The sequence below is a fragment of the Staphylococcus caseorum genome, assembly GCF_049943195.1.
Lineage (GTDB): Bacteria > Bacillota > Bacilli > Staphylococcales > Staphylococcaceae > Staphylococcus > Staphylococcus equorum_A.
The window spans coordinates 2,825,476-2,848,052 of the sequence record NZ_JBNFUA010000001.1; the positions used below are offsets into that span (position 1 = coordinate 2,825,476).

Below are 22,577 nucleotides of genomic sequence, written 5' to 3' on the forward strand. Positions count from 1 at the left end.
TGCTTTATTAACTAGTCAGGAGTCGGCCCAAATCAATGTGACTTTTCAAACAAAAATAATATGTTAGATTTAAATTTTATTTATGAAGTTGCCGAAAACAAATATTTGAAATGTATAGTATTATTTCAACGGAAGCGCACTTAAATCTAATTGGTAAAAGGCTAAATCAAGCCACGTATCAAATTTATAACCTACATTATGTATGGTGCCGGAATGCGTAAAGTTAAATTTCTTATGTAAATAAATACTATAATCATTTGTAGCATCAATACCCGCAACTAATGTTTTATAGCCATTGCTGTGTGCCTGTTGAATGATTTCTGAGAGTAATTGAGAAGCAATTCCTTTACCTCTATGGTGTTTATTAACATAAATAGAATGTTCAATTGAGTATTGATAGGCGGGCCAATCTCGAAATGAACCATAAGTAGCAAAACCGATTGCTTCTCCTTGTTCTTCATATACGATTACAGGTTCATTATTGTCGGACTTTTTTTCGAACCAAGCTTCTCGCGATTCTAGGGTTTGGGGCTTATATGTATAAACTGCTGTAGTATTGAGTATAGCGTCATTATAGATGTCTAATATATTAGGTAAGTCAGATTGAACTGCGTGGCGTATCATAAAATATCATCCTTTCAGTGAGGTTTTGTAAAAAATTCATAAGTGTAGTTAGAAAATCATTTATTTATATTTAACACCTAATATGATGAATACGCAATTTATTGTTATGAAAGTTAACATCTTAGCACATATAATAGATATTACCTTAGGAAATGAATGTATAGCCTATTATGCGTTGTGCTATACTTATGTAGAATTCTATAATAATTAAAGCTAATAAAGGAGTTATAAAGCATGAAAAAATGGGGGAGCCGACTCATTTCACTTGTTGGAGTATTGCTTATATTGGCAGCTATTTATATCTTTGCCAAGCCACATATTGATAATTATTTTACTGAAAAAGAGAATAATGAAAAGGTTGAAACTTTCGATCAACAACACAATAAGAACCAACGAAAGCATGTTGAAATACCAAAAGATAAATCAAAAATGGCAGGCTATATATCTGTACCAGATGCAGATATAAAAACACCAGTTTATCCTGGACCAGCGACACCAACACAACTTGAAAGAGGTGTGAGTTTTGCTGAAGCAGATGAATCATTAGAAGATCAAAACATTGCAATTGCTGGCCATACATTCACAGGTTCAACGACCTATCAATTTTCTAATTTGCCAAAAGCAAAAGAAGGAAGCAGTGTCTATTTTAAAACTGGTAATGAGGAAAAGACATATAAAATCACTAAAATATTTGATGTAAAACCTGAAGATGTTGAAGTTCTAGAAGAACAACAATCAGATAAACAGCAACTAACTTTAATCACTTGTGATAACTATAATGACCAAACTGGTGAATGGGAAGACCGTAAAATATTTGTTGCAGAAGCAACTTAAATGAAATTAGAACGTGAAAAAAGACCGTATCGAGACGATGGTATTAAACTACTGTGATTAAACAAGAGTGTAGTTTAACGACAAGCATGAGCTTGCAATAATCGCTTGATAACGGTCTTTTTATTATTTACCGATAACGTCGATAAAACGTTTTGTAATTTCTTTTGGACGAGTAATTGCGCCACCAACGACAGTGCAATGCACACCAAGATTAGTAACTGCTTTGAACATCTCAGGTGTAATAACATTACCTTCAGCAATGACTTTAGCATCAACATTTGCTAAAACATCTTTAAGAAATTGGAAATTATTTTCATATAAAATATGTCCTTTAGTATAAGATGTATAGCCACGTAATGTAGTGCCTACATAATCGAAACCTAATTCATCCGCGTATTGAGCTTCTTCAAGCGTTGAAATATCAGCCATGATTTCGACATTTGGTGCTGCTTGACGAATATATGAAACAAGTTCTTGTAGTGATTCTTTAGGACGTTGTTGTTTTGTAGCATCTAAGGCAATGACTTCACATTTGCTTTCAATTAATTCGTCAATTTCTTGACTTGTTGCGGTAATAAAAACGTCTGAATTATCGTAATCACGTTTAACGATACCAATAATCGGTAGGTGAACTTCTTTTTTGATAGCAATGATATCTTCTTTAGAATTTGCTCTAATGCCAACTGCGCCACCTTCGTATGCAGCTAGAGCCATTTTTGACATGATAAATGATGAGTGTAAAGGCTCATCAGATAGAGCTTGGCATGAAACAATTAATCCTTGTGGTAACATAATTTTGCACTCCATAACTTTTAGTAGATTTAATATTAAAATTAATTTGTATCGACTTAGTAATTTTAATATAACATCAAGAAAATAATAATCAATAGTTTTCGTTGTTATGAAAAACATTTTCATATATACTTTAACTATTATTTATTTTGAAAGGGTGAATTTTATGAAATTTGAAAATCGTGTTCAACGTTATCATCATTTATTTACAAAAACTGATAAACAAATTGTTGATTACATTCAAAATAATGATTTTGATGATACATTTTCCACAATTAATTCATTAGCCTATGCAATCAAAACATCGCCAGCGACCATTACACGCTTTAGTAATAAGTTGAATTATGACAACTTTCAAGATTTGAAATTTAATTTACAACAGGAAATGACAGACAGAGTTATTGAGAATAGCCCGCTTATTCAACGCATTCATAAGTACCATCAAGATATTATTCAACAAACTGGAGAGTTTATTTCTGATGAGAAAATTCAACGTTTTGTAAACCAAATTAATCGTAGTCGTCAGATTATTTATGCTGGTCTCGGTAGTTCAGGCTTATCTGCAACTGAATTTTACTATCGTATGATGCGCATGGGATTGAAAGGGAGTGTCTCTACAGATGCACATCAAATGAAAATTTTTGCGTCATTGTTAACAGCTTCGGATACTTTTGTAGCTATTTCAAATAGTGGTGAGACTACAGAGTTAATTGCTGCGGCAGAAATTGCCCATGAACGCGGTGCTTATGTGGTAGCCATTACAAATTATGAAGGCAGTACTTTAACACAATGCGCAGATTTAGTATTAATCACAACGGACCAATCTAGAATTAATGATACACAATTTATTAATACACAAATTGCGACACTTTTCTTAATAGATATCGTCAGTTATTTATTGCTGGATGACGAATATATGAATAATGTCTATCAACAAACTAAAAAAGTAATTTTAAATGAATGATAATAAAAAGATAACCTGCGAAATTGGGTGCGTGACTTTCCTCCTATTTACTGAACGACATGTCGTCGTTTAAGTTAGAAGAAACGCATAATTTCACAGGTTATTTTTAAAATTTAGAAATTGCACCAAATAATGAAGCGTGATTTTGTGTACGTGTAGTTTGTATAGCTGCGTGACCATATTGTGGTGGTAAAAAACGCTCTATTTTTGGTGTGATATATTTTAGTAATTGTTGGTCTTGAGAGGATATACCGCCACCTATAAGAATTAAACCAGGATCATAGATGATTTGAATTTGTGCAATCCCTTCAGCAACGGCTTGGCTCCATTGGTTAAGAATAGATAGGGCCAGTGTGTCTTCTTGTTCAGCTAATTCAAATAGTTTAGGCACATCATCTTCATAAGGAAAAGCGCGAGATAGCATTAAAGCTTTAAGTGCCGAAGTTGAGGCACGTTGCTCGAATGTCTTATTGTCTTCTGGGTTATATAATAAATAACCGATTTCGTTTGCCCTGTTACGTTCTCCATTGTATAACTGCAACGTATTGTTATAAAAAGCACCGCCGACGCCAGTACCTAGTGTAAGACAAAATATATTATCCACTTCATATTGGTGAAGGCAAAGTTCACCGAGTAAGGCGGCATTCACGTCATTAAAGACTTGTACTTGTGCATTCAGTGGTGCGAGTAAAGTGTGAAAATTTGTTCCATTATAATTAGGTATTGTTGGTCCAGTGTAGACAACGATGCCGTTTTCTTCATCAATGACGCCAGCGCTAGATATGCCTACCTGTAAAGGGTTGAGATTGTGTGTGTGTTGAAAGTGCTCTACTAATGCATATACCGTATCAACGATAAGATGATTAATATTGTCAGGTGTAGAAACGTTGTGATAATCGATAAAATTTAAATCTTCGTCTAAAACAGCAGCTTTAATAGCTGTTCCTCCGATATCAATTGCGACTTTATAATTTTCCATATGCGATGCCTCCTGTAACGTCTTCTTATTATATGTATCATCTTTATATTTAAATGTGTAGTTATAATCACATTTGAAAATTATTTTCATAAAATATCATAACAAATGATGAAACTTTTCAAAAAGCTATTGCTACTATTTATGGTAGCGTTTACAATTTGAAGTGTAAATAGAAATCTATGAAAGATGATATATAAATCAGTGAGTGATGATATACATTTTTTATAATAATAACTTAAGAAAAATAGATGGAGGGTTATCACATGGAAGAGAATTTAAAAGGTTTATATGCAGCGTTGTTGGTACCATTTGATGAGCAAGGCCAAGTGAAAGAAGAAGGATTACAACAGATTGTTAAAAACGCAATTGAAACAGAAGGTTTAGATGGTTTATATGTTAATGGTAGTTCAGGTGAAAACTTTTTAATAAATAAAGAACAGAAAAAACAAATCTTTAAACTTGCAAAAGAAGCAGTAAATGATGATGTGAAGATGATTGCACAAGTCGGTTCTTTAGATTTAAATGAAGCGATTGAATTGGGGAAATATGCTACAGAGTTGGGCTATGATGCTATTTCAGCAGTTACGCCATTTTACTATCCTTTCTCATTCGAAGAAATTAAAGATTATTATTTTGAATTAATTGAAGCAACTCAAAACAATCTCATTATATATGCTATTCCTGATTTAACAGGTGTAAATATATCAATTGAGCAATTCGGAGAACTCTTTAATCACGAAAAAGTAATCGGTGTGAAATATACGGCACCAAACTTCTTCTTGCTTGAGCGTATACGTAAAGCATATCCAAACAAATTAATACTTTCTGGTTTTGATGAAATGTTAGTCCAAGCTGCAATATCTGGGGTAGATGGTGCAATTGGCTCAACTTATAATGTGAACGGCAAACGCGCAAGACAAATTTTTGAAAAAGCTCAAAATGGTGAAATTGAGGAAGCTTATCAAATTCAACATGATACAAATGACATTATTGAAAATGTATTATCCATGGGCATTTATTCAACATTAAAAGAAATTTTAGCAACACGTGGTATTGATGGTGGTCAACCTAAGCGTCCATTCAAACCATTTGATGAAAGTAATAGAAGTAAATTGGAAACATTAATCAAAAACTATAATTTATAAAACATCACGTAAGGGGATGAAGTAAATGCAACAGGTAGGTTTTGGTACATGGAACTGGGTAGCAGTTATTGCTTACTTATTGATTATGTTATTAATTGGGGCTTACTTTACCAAACGAGCGAGTCAAAATACAGATAGCTTCTTCACGGCAAGCGGACGTTTGCCATCTTGGGCAGTAGGATTTTCTATTTATGCGACCACTTTAAGTGCGATCACATTTATGTCTACGCCAGAAAAAGCATTTCTAACTGACTGGTCTTATATTGCTGGTAATATTGCAATTGTAGCAATTATTCCACTGTTAATTTATTTTTATGTGCCGTTTTTCAAAAAGTTAAATGTTACTTCGGCATACGAGTATTTAGAAGCACGATTTGGACCGAGTGTCCGTGTCATAGGTTCATTACTGTTTGTGTTATTTCATATAGGTAGAGTTGCAATTGTAATTTATTTACCTACATTGGCAATCACAGCAGTATCTGATATGAATCCTTATGTAGTGGCAAGTCTGGTCGGCATACTTTGTATCTTATATACTTTCCTAGGGGGCTTTGAAGGTGTAGTATGGAGTGACTTTATTCAAGGGGTTATCTTATTAGGTGGTGCCGCAGCAATTATCATTCTAGGTGTATCTCACTTACAAGATGGTATGGGCACACTTATATCAGATGCAATGGAAAATAAGAAAATTATTAGTGCAGATAACTGGAAATTCAATTCAGCTGCTGCAGCCATTCCTATTATTTTCTTAGGTAATATATTTAATAATTTACATCAATACACTGCAAGTCAAGACGTGGTACAACGTTACCAAGCGTCAGATTCAATGAAAGAAACGAAAAAAGCATTATGGATGAATGGTGCTTTAGCATTAATTTCTGCACCATTATTCTATGGTATGGGTACAATGCTTTATTCATTCTATAGCCATGAAAGTGCTTTACCAGAAGGCTTTAATACGTCATCAATCGTACCTTACTTTATACTTACTGAAATGCCACCATTTATTGCTGGTTTACTAATCGCTGCTATTTTTGCAGCCGCACAGTCAACGATTTCATCAAGTTTAAATTCAATTTCTGCGTGTTTATCGGTCGATATAAAACACAGATTTTTTGGCAAAGGTGAAGAAAAAAGCGAAGTTGCTTTTGCAAGATGGATGATTATTTTATCAGGTTTGTTTGGTTTTGGAATGTCGCTCTATCTTATTGCAGCAGATTCCAATGATTTATGGGATTTATTCCTATTAGTTACAGGTCTTGTAGGCGTTCCGTTAGCAGGTGTATTTGCGGTAGGTATCTTTACAAAACGTACGAACACATTTGGCGTAATTGTCGGACTTATTTTAGGAATTATTATTGCTTATCTCTTTAATGGTATGGGTGGAGGAAATTCACCATTCTTTGTTTCAATAATTTCATTTGTAGTTGCGTTTATCTTCTCTTACATTGTGAGTATTTTTGTTCCCGATAAGAAGAAAGATATTAAAGGATTAACTATTTATGACATTAAAGAAAAATCTAATTATGTTTCTAAAGTACATGTTAAAAAACCTAAAAGTTAAGCAGAATCATACATCTACTTAGCTTAATTAAAATAACTGTTAAAGACAAAATATCGCTTGAAATAAAAGCAAAAATAACAATATTGGAAACATATAAACTGTCGAAAAAGCATCGGATTTTTCGGCAGTTTTTGTATTTTCCCCATTATTTAAGCTATATAAAAAAATATAAAAATGAATTACTTAAAATTGATTTTTTTTAATAAGACAGTACGCGTTAAGTATTAATAATTAAATTACAATATATGATGAATTTACTTTGAATCAAACTGTATAGTCGATATAATATAAAGATATACATAAATAGGAAGATTTGAGGGGACATTATGATAAAAGCAATTGCAGTTGATATGGATGGAACATTTTTAGATTCCAAAAAAGGTTATGATGAAAAAAGATTCGAACAAATTTTTCAACAGCTCAAAGCACATGACATTAAGTTTATTGCAGCAAGTGGTAACCAATACGCTAAATTAAAATCTATTTTCGGGCAACGTGATATGTTGTTTGTAGCTGAAAACGGTGCGGTTATATATGAAGGGGATACTTTATATGACTATGAAGCATTTGATAGAAGCTTTTATCAAAAAGTAATTGACTATTTAAATATTGAGCGTGGCATTGATAATCTGATTGTTTGTGGATTACGCAGTGCATATATATTAAAAGATAATACGGAAGCATTTAAAAAAGATGCGCATTTTTATTATCGTCAATTGGAAGAAATTGAGTCATTTCAAGATTTACCAGAGGATGAATATGTGAAAATAGCATTGAATATTAATAGAAACTCACATCCGACACTGGATGATGATTTAACTAAAAACTTTACGGAAGATTTAAAACTTGTGTCGAGTGGTCGAGACAGTATCGATCTTATTATACCTGGAATGACTAAAGGACAGGCATTGCATCGTTTACTTAAAAAATGGGAATTAAGTCCTGATAGCCTGATGGCATTTGGTGATGCCAATAATGACTTAGATATGTTAGAACTTGCAACACATAGTTATGTTATGAAAAATAGTGAAGATGAAACATTATTTGAAGTAGCAAATCACATTGCACCTACGAATGATGAGCAAGGCGTGTTGACTGTGATTGAGGAAAAAGTATTAAAAGTACTGAATTAAATATTTAGGGAAGCGGGACAGAAATCTTTAACTTTGCTGTATTTATGTACCTTACGCTTAAACTGTCGACAAAATCGTAACGTTGTTGGCAGTTTTTTTGTCATTTCTACAAACATAACTTCGACAGTGCTATATAAATCATACTCGCTTGCCAAGGGCACAGCCTCAGCCTGTAGTCTTCGGCTCGTGCTGTTCCCTCAGGCGTCTCGTATGAAATAATGATTTGAATACTATAGTTTATATAAAGAGAGTCGATTTATTATAAATCATACTCGCTTGCCTAGATCACAGCCTTAGTCGTTTTTATTAGCCACTACAATTATATAAACATATTATTTCAATAAGAATTAAAAAGTAGCTATACTAAGATGTATAATTGATTTGAAAGGTAGGTCACTCAGGTTATGACACAAATGCAACAAACGATATTAGATGCTTTTAACTTTAGACATGCAACAAAACGTTTTGACGCAAGTAAAAAAATAGAAGACAGTGATTTTAATACTATTTTAGAAGCGGGCAGACTTTCACCAAGCTCACTTGGATTAGAGCCGTGGAAATTTGTTGTAATTCAAAATAGTGAAATCAGAAATAAATTGAAAGAAATCAGTTGGGGTGCACAAGGCCAACTAGATACAGCAAGTCATTTTGTATTGCTTTTAGCACGCAAAAATGTAACAGCAAAATCACCTTTCGTTCAACATATGATACGTGATATTAAACAATATAGTGAAGAAAGTATTCCGGCAACAGAAGAAAAATTTGAAAGTTTCCAAACAAGTTTCCATATTAATGATACTGAACAAACATTGTTAGATTGGGCTAAAAAACAAACATATATTGCACTTGGTAATATGATGACGAGTGCAGCATTGTTAAACATTGATTCTTGTCCTATCGAAGGCTTTGATTTAGATGCGGTAACTCAATTCTTAGATGAAGAAGGTATTGCAGATACAGCACACTTTGCACCTTCCGTAATGGCTGCTTTTGGTTATAGAGAAACAGAATCGAAAGACAAAGTACGTCAGCCACAATCAGATGTTGTAACGTGGTTATAATAAATTATTATTAAAACATTTAATTTATATAATAAATAAAACCTCCAAACTATCTACTTTTTGTAGAAGCTTTGGAGGTTTCTTTGTATACTTTATTCGAAAAGACGCTAGTAGTTATTCATTTCTATCTGCTACGAGTGAGGTGTCACAGTGTATTGCAATTTCAAAACCTTCTGGTCCAATAAATTGTTCGGAAGTTGCACTAGGCTTGTAAATATCTACATGTGATAGACCGAAACTTGTGTCGTTACCTTGACGTATCGTGTTAGATTGCCATACGTTTGCTGCGATATGGTGATGGTATCGGTTGGTAGACATGAATAGTGCTTGTGGAAAATCAGAAATATGTTCCAATCCTAATTGGTCAATATAGTAATGACGTGCTTGTTCTATGTCTGCAGTTTTTAAATGTAAATGTCCTATTTTGGCATCGCTAGGCATACCTTGCCAACCTGTTTCTGTACGTTGTGCAACAAGGTCATTAACGTCGACTTGCAGTGTATCCATTTTTACTTTATTACCGTTCCATGACCATTCATCTTTTGAGCGGTCATCATAGATTTCAATTCCGTTGCCTTCAGGATCTGAGAGGTATAACGCTTCACTGACAAGGTGGTCACCTCCACCAACTTGTACGCCTAAACTTGATGCGTGATATAAGAAATTAGCTAAATCTACTCTAGATGGTAATAGTAGAGCGATATGGAATAGACCTGCTTCTTTCATAGAAGGGCGACGTCCATCAGTGATTTCGTGTAAAGTTAAAGTGTGACCATGGTTGCCTATATTAAATATAATGTCCTTTTGCGTTTCAGTATTGACGGTTAAGCCTAAAATTTGTTTATAAAATTTAATCATTGTTGATAGGTTTTCAACATTTAAAGTGATATTCGTTACTTGGATTGATGTATTATCGTGAAAAGTCATAATAAAGCTCCTTATCATTACTTGTATTCATTATTGTTACAAGTTTGAGTTTAGAGTAACTTACTTTATAAGTCAACACAATTTGCTTGAATATACAAATAGAATTTCAAAATGATTTATTGTTTGAATATCAACATTCGGGTATATTAGGGTTAAATGAAGAAAGTTAACGGATAGGAGTTTTGAAAATGCCACATTATTATTTTAAAGAAAATTTTTTCAGTTCTTCCAAATCAGCAATTGATGTGTTTAATGATAAGGATGAAGCGGTATTTAAGTTACAGTTATTTTATACTTCATCAACACAAGAAGCTTTTGCAATGTTTGGCAATAGTAAACAAAACTTTGAGATTACAGATGGCAAAGATACGTATCGTATTCTTCAGGAAAAAACCATAAGTGGGGCATTTAAAACGCCATTTAAAACGGTATGGGAAGTAGAGAAAAACAACAATCCAATAGGTGTTTTTCGTTCGAAAATAGGTTTTAAACCCACATTACTTTTTGAAGGTAATAAAGGAGATACATTAAAATTTCAATCGGGACTTTTTTCTAGAAGCGTAAAAGTGACAGACGGACACAATGTATTAATGCAAACAAAGTCTGAACGCTTTAAATTAGCATCACGTCATGACGTATATGTTGAAGATGAATCGTATCACCCAGCAATGTTAATTATGTTATTTCAAGTGTTTTACGAATTTCAAGAACAACAACGGAAAAACTCAAACTAAAACTTATTATAATTATGCCGGCAGTGATCCTCATTGCTGGTATTTTTGTATCTTTTTCAGCAACTAATTATGTAAAAATATTCCTATATTTACATATGTTAACTTATGGTAAAATATGGAGACAATGTAATTAACGTAATTTTGGGGGTGAGGGTTTGAAAGTATTTTGGAAATTAGGATGGTTTTTTAAGCAACAAAAAATGAGTTATATTATTGGTTTATTTACGTTGCTATTAATCGCATTAATTGAAATTGTACCACCTCAAATCATAGGTAAGACAATAGATCAAATGACGACAAATAAGTTAACACCCAAATTATTAACAATCTACCTCATTATACTAACTATAGTAGCGATATTAACGTATGTTTTAAGATATGTATGGAGATTATCTATTTTTGGAACGAGCCAAAAGTTAGGGCAGACTTTGAGAACCTATTTATATGAAAAATACACGACGATGAGTGCGATATTTTTCCAAAACAGACGTACAGGCGATTTAATGGCGCATGCAACTAACGATATAAGAGCAGTTCAAAATGCTGCAGGTGCGGGTATTCTAATGATTGCTGATTCGCTAATTAGTGGAGGCACCGTTGTAATTACTATGGCTACGACGGTAAGTTGGAAACTAACCTTAATTGCGCTCATACCCTTACCTTTTATGGTGTTATTAACAAGTTACTATGGGTCGCTTTTAAGCAAAGGGTTTAAAAAAGCACAAGCTGCATTTAGTAAATTGAATGACAAAACACAAGAAAGTGTTGCAGGTATTAAAGTGACTAAAACATTTGGTTATGAAACAAGTGACCAAGCAGATTTCAAAGCGCTCAGTGATGATGTCGTAGCGAAAAATTTGAAAGTATCGAAAATAGACGCCTTGTTTGACCCTACGATAACATTGGTAATTGGTACGAGTTACTTTTTAGCAATTGCATTTGGTGCACAAATGGTATTTAAAAATGAGATTACGCTAGGACAACTTATCACCTTTACTACGTATTTAGGCATGCTCGTATGGCCATTATTAGCGCTAGGTTTATTTTTTAATATTGTGCAGAGAGCCAAAGCTTCTTATGAGCGTATTGAAGAAATTGAAAACTTACCGAATGATATAGAGACTACTTATAAAATCGATGGTCCTCCAACAGGTGACATTATATTTAATATAGAACAATTTAATTTCCCGGGTAATGATGAACAAGGACTTTATGGTATCCATTTTTCAGTTAAGCAAGGATCGACACTCGGTATTGTAGGGCGTACAGGTTCTGGGAAAAGTGCATTAATACGTTTACTATTGAGAGAATTTGATACTAAAAGACCACAAGATATCACTTACGGTGGCTATCCAATTCGAGACTATAATGTGAAGCATTTAAGAGCTCAATTTGGCTACGTGCCACAAGAACATTTTTTATTTTCTACTACAATACGTAATAATATTGCATTTAGTAATGAGGAGATTGATGATGACAGTATTTATGAAGCGAGTCGCTTAAGTCATATCCATGACGATATTATGGATTTTCCCAATAGTTATCATACTGTAGTTGGAGAACGAGGTGTTTCTTTATCTGGTGGTCAAAAGCAACGTGTGTCAATCGCAAGAGCACTGTTAGTAGATCCAGAAGTTCTTATCTTGGATGATTCATTGTCAGCTGTGGATGCACAGACAGAAGAAGCTATTTTAGCTAATTTAGAAAGTGTTAGAAATGGTAAAACCAACATCATTACTGCACATCGCATGAGCGCTGTAAAACATGCTGACTTCATCATTGTATTGGATGAAGGGACAATCGTTGAAAGTGGCACACACACCACGCTCATAGAGAAAAAAGGTTGGTATTATGAAACGTATCAAGCCCAAGCTTTACAAGATAAGTTATCACGTAACTTAGATGATCTTACGAAAGGGGGCGATGAAAATGACTGAACGTACTAACTTAACTGCCAAGGATCAAGGGAGTGCATTAATTCGGTTATTTAAATATACGCTACCCTATAAAGGTACAATCACGTTAGCCTTTATCATGCTGATCTTATCCACTGTGGCAAGTATGATGACGCCGTATATGGTCAAGATATTTATTGATGATTATTTAACGCCACGATATTTTCCAAAAGATATTATGATTTGGTTGATTGTAATATTTTTAGGCATACAAATCATAGGTGCTATCACGCTTTATTTTAGTCAGTATATGTTCCAATATTTAGCTTTTAAGGTAATTCAACAATTGCGAATTGACGCTTTTAATAAATTAGGGAAATTAGGAATGAAGTATTTCGATAAAGTACCTGGGGGCAGTATTGTATCAAGATTGACGAATGACACAGAAACAATCGTGGATATGATTATTGGTGTGTTTTCTACTTTTATCATGGCATTTTTTATGATGATTGCAAGTTATATCATGATGTTTATTTTAGACGTAAAATTAGCATTAATTGCACTTGTGTTTTTGCCTATTATTTTTCTAATATTAGCGACGTATAGAAAATATTCTGCCTTTCTTTTTACTAAAACGAGACAAAGATTATCTGATTTAAACTCTAAATTAGCAGAATCAATTGAAGGTATGAGAATTATTCAAGCGTTTAATCAAGAGCAACGATTAAATAAAGAGTTTAATAAGATTAATGACGAACATTATGACTATATGCTGAAGACAGTAAAGCTGGATAGTTTATTATTACGTCCTGCCATCAGTTCTATATCAGTTTTTGCAGTGGTCATGATTCTTGGTTATTTTGGTGTTATTAGTTTTACTACTGGTATCACGGCGGGTGTTGTATTTGCATTTGTACAATATATGGAACGTTTCTTTGAACCTATTAATCAAGTGAGTCAGAATTTAAATATCTTACAACAAGCACTCGTATCAGCTAGCAGAGTATTTGCACTTATTGATGATGACACTTATGAACCACAACAGCATGAAATCAATACGCGCAAAATTGAGGAAGGAAAAATTGCATTTAAACATGTTAGTTTTAGTTATGATGGTGAAACAGATGTGCTGAAAGATATCACTTTTACTGCCAATCCAGGTGAAATGGTAGCTTTAGTTGGTCATACTGGCTCTGGAAAGAGTTCTATCATTAACCTGTTTATGCGTTTTTATGAATTTAACCGAGGTGACATAGAAGTGGATGGCAATTCACTTAAGACAATACCTAAATCGGAATTAAAAGAGAAGATAGGATTAGTCTTACAAGATGCATTTATATTTTACGGTACAATATCATCTAATATTAAGTTGTATCATCCTACAATGACATTTGAACAAGTGAAGGCTGCAGCAGAATTTGTACATGCTAATCATTTTATTGAGAAATTGCCAGGGCAATATAATCATAAAGTGATAGAAAAAGGGAGTGCCTTTTCAAGTGGCGAAAGACAATTAATTGCCTTCGCGAGAACAATTGCTACGAATCCCAAAGTATTAATTTTAGACGAAGCAACTGCAAATATAGATTCAGAAACAGAAGAACAAATACAAAAATCATTAAATGAAATGCGAAAAGGTCGCACAACTTTAGCAATTGCACATAGATTATCTACAATACAAGATGCGGATCAAATTCTTGTATTAAACCGTGGGGAAATAGTAGAACGTGGTACCCATGATCAATTGATTGCACAACATGGTATATATCATAATATGTATTTATTACAAAATGGATAAGAAAGAGGCGGGCGTATGTAATCAAAATTTGATTTCATACGCCCGCCTCTACATGGCTAACTAGAACAAGGCATGCAAGAACTGAAACGTTTGCATAAGAACTTGAAACAAGTGTATTTAAATGTCAGCCAGCTATTGTGAAATATCTAATTTAAACTTTTAATACTTAACCTACATAAACATCTTGATAATCTGAATTTTTTTCAATTACTGCTTCAGCAAATGGACAAGATGCAGTCACTTTTAAATTATTATCACGTGCATAATCTACAACTGCTTTAACTAATTTCGAACCAATGCCTTGTCCGCCAAATTCTTCTGGAACACCAGTGTGATCGATATCAATTTGATTATCACCTTGTTGTTTGAAAGTAATTTGTGCTTGTGGATTATTTTCGTCATCACCAATGTAAAATTTATTTGTACCCTGTTTAATATCAGCCATTATTATCACTCCTATTATAAATGTATTACTTACTAAATATCACGTTTTGCCGAATGTTAAACAATTTACAGTATGAATTAACATAGAAGTGATAAAGTTGAGTATAGAAAATATAATGATTAAGCGAAAACCATTGAAAAATATGTAAAATAAGTTTATAGTTTTAACGGAACAATTTCGATTTGGAGGAGCGTTTTTTTGAAAAAAAGTATACTGTTGATACTGACATGTGTATGTGCTGTGTTACTCAGTGCGTGCGGAGATATTAATAAAGAAGAAAAAAAAGACGTCAGTTCTAAAAATAAACTAAAAATATATACGACTGCATTTGCATTCAAAAGCTTTACCGAACAAATCGGTGGCAAGTATGTGGAAGCAGAATCTATTTATCCACCGGGCGCTGATATGCACTCATTTGAGCCTACGCAAAAAGAGATGATTAATATTGCCAAAGGTGATTTGTTTGTTTATTCAAGTGAAGATATGGATCCAGTCGCAAAAACAATTACAAATTCTATCAGTAATGATAATTTAAAATTGCCCTTAGCAAAAAATTTGAGTGAAAAAGATTTTAATGCTAATCATGAACACGAGAAAGCAGAGCATAGTCATGAACATGAAGGCCACGAACATGAAGAAACAGCACACGAACACGAAGGCCATGACCATTCAGACAAAGCAGATGAACACGAAGGGCATGATCATGGTAAAAATGATCCTCATGTGTGGCTTGATCCAGAGATGAACAAAATATTCGCAAAAGAAATCAGAGATGATTTAACGAAAAAAGATCCTAAACACCAAGATTATTATGACAAAAATTATCAAAAATTAGTTAAAGATATTGAAGCTATTGATGAGCAAATGAAAGCAATTACTAAAGATACGAAACGAGATAAAGTAGTTATTTCACATGATTCGATTGGTTATTTAGCTAACAGATATGGTTTTGAACAAGTGGGTGTCAGCGGTATGAATAATGAAGAACCAAGTCAAAGAGATTTGATGGATATTGTTAAAAACATTAAAGCTACAGGACAGCCCTACGTTTTATATGAACAAAATATTTCTTCTAAAGTAACGGATGTCATTCAGAAGGAATCTGATTCGACACCATTAGGTTTCCATAATATGGCAACCTTATCTAAATCCGAAGCGGATAAAGATAACATTTCATACCAATCATTGATGAAAAAAAACATAAAATCATTGGATAAAGCTTTAAACGATTAAAAAGTCACAGTCAAAAAGCCACGAAAGAATGCTGTTTTAGCGCATTTCTTCGTGGCTTTTTAATATCATTATTCAAGTCTATGACTGATGTGTTTAGTCATATCTTATATAAGATACAGTGGTATTATAATATTCATCAAGACCATGAATACCATCAGCGCCACCTAAACCAGATTCTCTCCAACCTGCATGGAAGCCATTCACGACTTCTTCAGCTTCACAGTTAGCATAAACTTCGCCAAATTTAAGACGTTCTGTAGCAGTCATTATTTCTTTTAAATCTTCAGAAAAGATAAATGACGATAACCCGGCATTAGTATCGTTTGCTTGTTCAATAGCGTCTTCAAATTCATTATATGTCACAATCGGTATGACAGGACCAAAAATTTCTTCTTTAAATGCATTATCTTGTGGATTAACTTTATCTAAAATAGTTGGTTCATAAAAATAGCCGGCACCATCAACTTTATGTCCGCCTGTAATTAAGTCAGCACCATTTTTGATAGCATCTTGTACTTTGTCATCAATGCTATCAAGTTGTTGTTGATTAATAATAGCACCATAGTCCGTATCCTTTTTGAATGGGTCGCCAACTTTAAGTTGTTCCATCTTAACTTTTAATTTATTGATAAATGTATCGTGAATTGCTTCGTGTACAAAAATACGTTCTGGACATGTACATACTTGACCAGCATTGTTTACTCTTGCAGTAACGATATAGTCAACAGCTTTATCTAAATTAGCGTTAGCAGTGACGAGTGCAGGGGCGTTACCACCAAGCTCTAAATTAACCTTTTTAACTGTACTAGCACTTTCAGCATAAACAGATTTACCCGCACGCATACTACCAGTAAGAGAGATTAATTGAATGTCAGGATGTTGTGCCAATTGAGTACCAACTGTTTCGCCTTTACCTGGTAGGATTTGTACAAGGCCAGCAGGTATTGTAGATTGGCGAATAAGTTCTGCAAGTTTAAGTGTAATTAAAGAAGTTGCTTCACTAGGTTTAATCACTACCGAACAGCCAGTAACGATAGCTGGTATGACTTTTCTCATTAATACCATAATTGGCGCGTTCCAAGGAACAATGCCGGCAGTAACACCAACGGGTTTTTTCGTAAGTAAAATAGTTTCGTTTTCACGACTATTTTGTAAAACCTCACCTTTGTTACTCATACTTAAGCTAGTCATATAATCGATGAACTGAATCGCTTTATCAATTTCACCCTTAGCTGAAGCAAGTGTTTTACCTTGTTCTTTAACGTATAATTCTGCCAATGTATCTTTATTTTGTTCCAATAATGGAATTAATAATTTTACATGATCAGCACGCGTAGGTTCAGGTACTTTTTCCCATTCTAACTGAGCGTGTTTTGATTTTTCTACTGCATCATTTACTTCTGACTCTGTTGCGAATGAAATTGTATCTATTACTTCTTCTGTAGCAGGGTTAATTACATCTGCTGTGTCAGTTGATTTACTTTCGATAAATTCATTATTGATAAATACTTTGTTCAATTATGACACCTCCATCTACTTCCTTCTACCACTGAAGTGGTTTTTAAAAACGAAAATGAGAGAAATAATATTATTTTGTATAATAATTAATGAGATATTTTAATTTACTTTTGAAGTGAAAATAAGTAATTAAAATGACTTTTGGTCTTAAATAAGAACATAAAATAGATGTTTTATTTATTTTGGTATATTTTTTATACTTATATGTTGACTATGTTAATGAGAGGTGTTATATTTATCTCGAATTCGAAACAAATTGAAAGTGGGTGACGTAATGAACCGTACAAAAGAATCATTAGATGCATTCATTGGATTAAACCGAACGGTAGACTTTTTGGAACAAATTGTAAGGACAGACGTTCAACGTTATGGCTTAAATCTTACAGAATTTGAAGTAATGGAATTATTGTATAACAAAGGTGATCAACCGATACAGCGTATTGGACAGAGAGTATTAATTGCTAGCAGTAGTATCACATATGTTGTAGATAAATTAGAAGAAAAAGGTTTTGTAATCAGAATACGTAATGAACAAGATAAACGTGTTACCAATGCTTCGCTTACCGATCAAGGACATGCATTGATGGATGATATATTTCCAGAACATGCAGCAACGTTAACATCAACATTCTCGGTACTTACCGATGAAGAAATGACCACATTAAAACAAGCTTTGAAAAAAATAAGTGCTCAATCCACGTAGTGTAGTAGCACTTTTAAAATTTAGTAAAAATTACTTCGAAATCGAGATAAATTATAAAAATAAGGAGTTTTATTATGACAAACAATCAATTATTAGGTATCCACCATGTAACTGCGATTACTGACGATGCAGAAAGAAACTATAAATTTTTCACAGAAGTATTAGGTATGAGACTTGTTAAAAAAACAGTAAACCAAGATGACATATATACGTATCACACATTTTTTGCAGATGATGTCGGTTCACCAGGAACAGATATGACATTTTTCGGTTTTCCTAACGTGCCAAAAGGGGCTGGTGGAACAAATTCAATTTCACGTTCATCATTTAGAGTTCCAAATGATGCAGCACTTGAATATTATGAACAACGTTTTAACGACTTTGAAATAAAACATGATGGCATACAATCGTTATTTGGCACAAAAGTTTTACCATTTGAAGAAGTGGATGGCCAAAGATACCAACTTGTATCAGATGAGCATAATACAGGTGTTGCACCGGGTACGCCATGGAAAAATGGCCCTGTACCAACAGATAAAGCTATTTATGCATTGGGACCAATTGAAATTACAGTTAGCTATTTTGAAGATTTCATCAAAATATTAGAACAAGTCTTTGGCATGAAAGTGAAACATGAAGAAGATAATGTTGCTTTATTAGAAGTTGGTGAAGGTGGCAATGGCGGTCAAGTAATTTTAAGAAAAGATGCTGAAGGACCAGCATCGCGTCAAGGATATGGTGAAGTACATCATGTGTCATTCAGATTAAAAGATCATGAAGCAATTGAGCAATGGATGGAAAAATATAAAGAAATGGGCATAGGTAATTCTGGCTTAGTGGATAGATTTTATTTTGAAGCTTTATATGCACGTATCGGTCATATATTAATTGAAGTATCTACTGATGGCCCAGGTTTTATGGGTGACGAGCCATATGAAACACTTGGAGAAAGTCTAGCACTGCCACCATTTTTAGAAGAGCAACGTGAATATATTGAATCAGAAGTCAAACCATTTAACACTAAACGATAAAGCACTCACATTTTAAAAAGTGTAAAGGTAAATAATTAGGGGGATCAATTATGGAAGCAATTCAACACATTCATCATATTTCAGCAATTGTAGGTAATCCAGAAGAAAATATTCAATTTTATAGAGATATATTAAATTTGAAATTAATTAAAAAGACAGTGAATTTCGATGATCCGTCTACGTATCATTTATATTTCTCGAATGGTAACGTCGATAATGGAACGATATTAACGTTTTTCAATTGGCCAAATGCACATAAAGGTCGTATTGGTGCAGGCCAAGTTGAAAGAATTGCGTTTAGAATTCCAAAAGATGCTATTGCAGCTTGGGAACAACATTTACAAGAAAATGATATAAACGTAGAAAGAACACAGTTATTTGATAAAGAAACGCTAGAGTTTGATGATATACATGGTTTGCCATTGGCACTTGTTGAAGGCGAAACAAATACAGGTAATGACAAAGATATTATTGGTTTTCATGGTGTGACGATGTTGTCTATGGATCCAACAGCGACTGCCCGTACTTTAACAACTGATATGGGGTTGTCTCAAGTAAGTGAAAATGATGATTATCTCCATATTGAAACAGCTGGAGATTGGCAACATCATGTGATGGTTAAGAAAGTCGCACCGAAAGAAAATGTACGTTGGGGTGTTAGCGTTGTACATCACATTGCTTGGTCTGTACCTACAGATAAAGACCATCGTGGCTGGCAAGTAAAAATGACAGGAAAAGGTTATCACGTAACAGATGTTAAAGACCGCAATTATTTTAATGCAGTTTACATGAAAGAACATGGTGGTATCATTTTTGAATTTGCGACAGAGGGTCCAGGATTTACTGTTGATGAACGATTTGAGGAACTTGGTACACATTTGATGTTACCACCTCAGTTTGAAGATAAAAGAGAAGAACTTTTACGCCATTTACCACCAATTAGAATATAGTGGTTTATTATAATAGTGATTTTACACATTAGCAGGTTGAATGAATATAATACAACAATTAAAGGAGATGTCGATATATGGAACACATTTTTAAAGAGGGCGAAGCAAACGCACCTACATTTATTTTATTACATGGTACAGGTGGGGATGAAAAAGACTTGTTACCATTAGGTGAAGTATTGAATTCTAAATATAACGTATTAAGTGTTAGGGGAGAAGTTTCTGAAAATGGTATGAACCGTTACTTCAAACGTCTAGGAGAAGGAAAATACGATATCGAAGATTTAGAATATAGAACAGAGCGCTTAATTACATTTTTAAAAGAAGCGGCTGATAAATATAACTTTGATTTAGCTCAAGCCATACCAGTAGGTTTTTCAAATGGCTCAAATATAGCGATTAGCATGATGTTACATGATGATATTACATTTAAAAAAGCATTGTTATATGCACCACTTTATCCTGTAGATTTAGTGAACAATAAAGATTTAAGTGGTGTAGATGTATTACTCTCTATGGGAGAAAACGATCCAATCGTCCCTGTAGAAGCTAGTAAGAATGTAATTGATATTTTTGAAAGCCGTGGAGCAAATGTAACGCAAGTTTGGGTGAACAGTCACGAATTGACTCAAGCAGGCATTCAAGCGGGCCAAACAGTATTAAATCAATAATTTAGCAAGAATTAGAAGGCATAAACTTCATGTGTGTAATATAGCGCATGCAGTTTATGTCTTTTTTTATTTAGAAGTAATAATAACTAGATTTAAAATAAATAAAAAAAGAGTCTAAGACGAAATACATGTCTCAGACTCGATCATTACCTAGTCAGCTGTGCTGGACTGGTTTCATACGACGAAATCTTGCTAGGAAAAATAGATTCCTATCCCACTCTCCAAAGTGGTGGAAATATTCGATTTTGACTATATCTTATAAAAGTGATTTTGTTTCGGAATATAGATGATCAATTATGTGTTATTCGGGTTTGTTTTTAAGTATCCCTTTAATAAATATCGGAATTAATAGAATGAAACCGAAAATACCCATGATAGGGAATACTTTACCTATCAATTCGATAAAACCAATAAAAGTTGTAGCAAAAGTAATGATTGCCATTACGATAATTAAAATGTAATACGATTTACTATAAGGTTCGGTAAAACGTGAGGCAAATGCGTACATTAATCCTACGACTGTGTTATAAATAACCAAAATCATAACGATAGCCATAAATACACCAATAAAAGGAGAGATATTATTTGCTAGTAATAATGATGGGAGTGCAACGCCTGTAATTTGAGCAAACTCTGTAACCATTCCAAGATTGAGCATTAGCAATAAGAAGGTGATGATAATACCACCAAAAATACCACCCCAAATAGTGGATTTCTCAAATTTTAAACGTCCGCCCATTACTGAAAGAAAGCTAAAAGCAGCAGCAATTTGTAAACTACCATAATTGATTGCGTCGAACCACCACCAGTTGTCTGTACGGCCTTCACTGTTTGCATAGTTGTCAGCAGCCTCAAAATTAAACTGTCCAGTTGAAAAATAATATATTGCAATAATTGTTACTATTAAGACTAAGAATGGGGTAACCATACCTAATACAGTAATTAAGCGATCAAATTTTAAAAATAGTGTTAATAAAATAACTAAGACTAATAAAAATGAACTAAGACCATAGGGAATATCAAAGCTTTCATTAATTGTAGATACGCCACCTGCAGTCATAATCATTGCTAATGCAAATAAAAATAATGTTAATATGATATCAAATATCGTAGCAATTGTACGAGGTAAGTAAAATTTAATCGGTTCTGTATGACTATGTGAACGCAGACGATAACCTGTGTTCAGTACAAAAACCCCGCCAACAGTAATAATCAAGCCAGTAATAAAAACACCATAAATACTAAAATTACCGTTACTTGTAAAAAATTGGAAAATTTCTTGCCCTGTAGCAAAGCCAGCACCTACTACAACACCGACAAATGCAAAAGCAACAATAATAATTTCTTTTAATTTATTCATATTGTTTGGAATCCTTTCATGACAATTCATTATCCGAATTAAGTTATGTTATATAAAAAACATCACAATAGTTAATTCTACCTTAAAAAGGAAGAGAAATAAACACGAAAGTTTATTTGGTGTAGACATATGTATATCAGGAACGTACTTTATAAAGCGTTTCGGAATAGCGCTACGATTAAAGTGAAATATGTGTGGGTATATAGTGAAGGTCAT

21 protein-coding genes are annotated in these 22,577 nt (G+C 33.5%); 14 read left to right on the forward strand and 7 right to left on the reverse strand.

Going from position 1 to position 22,577, the window contains the following annotated elements; all coding sequences use genetic code 11:
* Window positions 1–120: 120 nt before the first annotated feature.
* Window positions 121–624: a GNAT family N-acetyltransferase gene (locus ACP3TL_RS14005; protein WP_069833206.1), complete on the reverse strand. Its 504-nt coding sequence runs from the start codon at window positions 622–624 to the stop codon at window positions 121–123.
* Between the two features lie 234 nt (window positions 625–858).
* On the opposite strand from ACP3TL_RS14005, the gene srtA reads away from it, so the two are divergent.
* Window positions 859–1,458, forward strand: coding sequence for a class A sortase SrtA (gene srtA, locus ACP3TL_RS14010; RefSeq protein WP_069833207.1), 600 nt, complete (start codon window positions 859–861; stop codon window positions 1,456–1,458).
* A gap of 123 nt (window positions 1,459–1,581) precedes the next feature.
* Here srtA and ACP3TL_RS14015 read toward each other — a convergent pair whose 3' ends face one another.
* Window positions 1,582–2,250 carry an N-acetylmannosamine-6-phosphate 2-epimerase gene (locus ACP3TL_RS14015; RefSeq protein ID WP_285325723.1) on the reverse strand — a complete coding sequence of 223 codons (669 nt, stop codon included), beginning with the start codon at window positions 2,248–2,250 and terminating at the stop codon, window positions 1,582–1,584.
* Window positions 2,251–2,416: 166 nt separating this feature from the next.
* On the opposite strand from ACP3TL_RS14015, the gene ACP3TL_RS14020 reads away from it, so the two are divergent.
* Complete coding sequence (locus tag ACP3TL_RS14020) at window positions 2,417–3,214, forward strand: MurR/RpiR family transcriptional regulator (RefSeq protein ID WP_069817162.1); 798 nt, start codon at window positions 2,417–2,419, stop codon at window positions 3,212–3,214.
* Window positions 3,215–3,320: 106 nt separating this feature from the next.
* On the opposite strand, the gene ACP3TL_RS14025 is transcribed toward ACP3TL_RS14020, so the two are convergent.
* On the reverse strand, window positions 3,321–4,193 hold the full coding sequence (locus ACP3TL_RS14025; protein WP_069833208.1) for an ROK family protein: 873 nt from the start codon (window positions 4,191–4,193) through the stop codon (window positions 3,321–3,323).
* Between the two features lie 263 nt (window positions 4,194–4,456).
* Here ACP3TL_RS14025 and ACP3TL_RS14030 point away from each other — a divergent pair, with 263 nt between their 5' ends.
* From ACP3TL_RS14030 to ACP3TL_RS14045, 4 genes are all read left to right on the forward strand, one after another.
* Window positions 4,457–5,338 carry an N-acetylneuraminate lyase gene (locus ACP3TL_RS14030; RefSeq protein WP_069817158.1) on the forward strand — a complete coding sequence of 294 codons (882 nt, stop codon included), beginning with the start codon at window positions 4,457–4,459 and terminating at the stop codon, window positions 5,336–5,338.
* 25 nt (window positions 5,339–5,363) lie between these two features.
* Window positions 5,364–6,902, forward strand: coding sequence for a sodium:solute symporter family protein (locus ACP3TL_RS14035; RefSeq protein WP_069833209.1), 1,539 nt, complete (start codon window positions 5,364–5,366; stop codon window positions 6,900–6,902).
* A gap of 326 nt (window positions 6,903–7,228) precedes the next feature.
* Window positions 7,229–8,035, forward strand: coding sequence for a Cof-type HAD-IIB family hydrolase (locus ACP3TL_RS14040; RefSeq protein WP_069817154.1), 807 nt, complete (start codon window positions 7,229–7,231; stop codon window positions 8,033–8,035).
* A 404-nt stretch (window positions 8,036–8,439) separates the two neighbouring features.
* Window positions 8,440–9,096 (forward strand): NAD(P)H-dependent oxidoreductase, encoded by a 657-nt coding sequence (locus ACP3TL_RS14045; protein WP_069817152.1) that lies wholly within the window; start codon window positions 8,440–8,442, stop codon window positions 9,094–9,096.
* Window positions 9,097–9,210: 114 nt separating this feature from the next.
* Here the strand turns inward: ACP3TL_RS14045 and ACP3TL_RS14050 are convergent, their stop codons facing one another.
* Window positions 9,211–10,023, reverse strand: a complete 813-nt coding sequence (locus ACP3TL_RS14050; protein ID WP_069833210.1) for a VOC family protein — start codon at window positions 10,021–10,023, stop codon at window positions 9,211–9,213.
* Window positions 10,024–10,211: 188 nt separating this feature from the next.
* Between ACP3TL_RS14050 and ACP3TL_RS14055 the strand changes: the two genes are divergently transcribed.
* The 3 genes from ACP3TL_RS14055 (at window position 10,212) to ACP3TL_RS14065 (ending at window position 14,450) form a co-directional block, all read left to right on the forward strand.
* Entirely contained in the window at window positions 10,212–10,757 is a 546-nt protein-coding gene (locus ACP3TL_RS14055) for a tubby C-terminal domain-like protein (protein ID WP_069833211.1), read from the forward strand.
* A gap of 155 nt (window positions 10,758–10,912) precedes the next feature.
* Window positions 10,913–12,694, forward strand: coding sequence for an ABC transporter ATP-binding protein (locus tag ACP3TL_RS14060; protein ID WP_069833212.1), 1,782 nt, complete (start codon window positions 10,913–10,915; stop codon window positions 12,692–12,694).
* On the forward strand, window positions 12,687–14,450 hold the full coding sequence (locus ACP3TL_RS14065) for an ABC transporter ATP-binding protein (protein ID WP_069833213.1): 1,764 nt from the start codon (window positions 12,687–12,689) through the stop codon (window positions 14,448–14,450). Before ACP3TL_RS14060 ends, ACP3TL_RS14065 begins: the two co-directional genes overlap by 8 nt.
* A 166-nt stretch (window positions 14,451–14,616) precedes the next feature.
* Here ACP3TL_RS14065 and ACP3TL_RS14070 read toward each other — a convergent pair whose 3' ends face one another.
* Window positions 14,617–14,895, reverse strand: coding sequence for a GNAT family N-acetyltransferase (locus ACP3TL_RS14070; RefSeq protein WP_069817142.1), 279 nt, complete (start codon window positions 14,893–14,895; stop codon window positions 14,617–14,619).
* A gap of 198 nt (window positions 14,896–15,093) precedes the next feature.
* Between ACP3TL_RS14070 and ACP3TL_RS14075 the strand changes: the two genes are divergently transcribed.
* A complete protein-coding gene (locus ACP3TL_RS14075) occupies window positions 15,094–16,128 on the forward strand; it encodes a metal ABC transporter solute-binding protein, Zn/Mn family (RefSeq protein WP_285325721.1) in 1,035 nt (344 codons plus the stop codon).
* Window positions 16,129–16,221: 93 nt separating this feature from the next.
* On the opposite strand, the gene aldA is transcribed toward ACP3TL_RS14075, so the two are convergent.
* The gene (gene aldA, locus ACP3TL_RS14080) at window positions 16,222–17,646 is read right to left on the reverse strand and encodes an aldehyde dehydrogenase (RefSeq protein ID WP_069833215.1); all 1,425 of its coding nucleotides are present in this window, start codon (window positions 17,644–17,646) and stop codon (window positions 16,222–16,224) included.
* Window positions 17,647–17,920: 274 nt separating this feature from the next.
* Here aldA and ACP3TL_RS14085 point away from each other — a divergent pair, with 274 nt between their 5' ends.
* From ACP3TL_RS14085 to mhqD, 4 genes are all read left to right on the forward strand, one after another.
* Complete coding sequence (locus ACP3TL_RS14085) at window positions 17,921–18,349, forward strand: MarR family winged helix-turn-helix transcriptional regulator (RefSeq protein ID WP_069833216.1); 429 nt, start codon at window positions 17,921–17,923, stop codon at window positions 18,347–18,349.
* A gap of 74 nt (window positions 18,350–18,423) precedes the next feature.
* Window positions 18,424–19,380 (forward strand): ring-cleaving dioxygenase MhqE, encoded by a 957-nt coding sequence (gene mhqE, locus ACP3TL_RS14090; protein ID WP_285325720.1) that lies wholly within the window; start codon window positions 18,424–18,426, stop codon window positions 19,378–19,380.
* Window positions 19,381–19,430: 50 nt separating this feature from the next.
* Window positions 19,431–20,330 carry a VOC family protein gene (locus ACP3TL_RS14095; protein WP_069833218.1) on the forward strand — a complete coding sequence of 300 codons (900 nt, stop codon included), beginning with the start codon at window positions 19,431–19,433 and terminating at the stop codon, window positions 20,328–20,330.
* Window positions 20,331–20,407: 77 nt separating this feature from the next.
* Window positions 20,408–21,001 carry a methylhydroquinone degradation carboxylesterase MhqD gene (mhqD, locus tag ACP3TL_RS14100; RefSeq protein ID WP_069817130.1) on the forward strand — a complete coding sequence of 198 codons (594 nt, stop codon included), beginning with the start codon at window positions 20,408–20,410 and terminating at the stop codon, window positions 20,999–21,001.
* Between the two features lie 301 nt (window positions 21,002–21,302).
* Here the strand turns inward: mhqD and ACP3TL_RS14105 are convergent, their stop codons facing one another.
* Window positions 21,303–22,361 carry a YkvI family membrane protein gene (locus ACP3TL_RS14105; RefSeq protein ID WP_069817128.1) on the reverse strand — a complete coding sequence of 353 codons (1,059 nt, stop codon included), beginning with the start codon at window positions 22,359–22,361 and terminating at the stop codon, window positions 21,303–21,305.
* Window positions 22,362–22,577 lie beyond the last annotated feature (216 nt).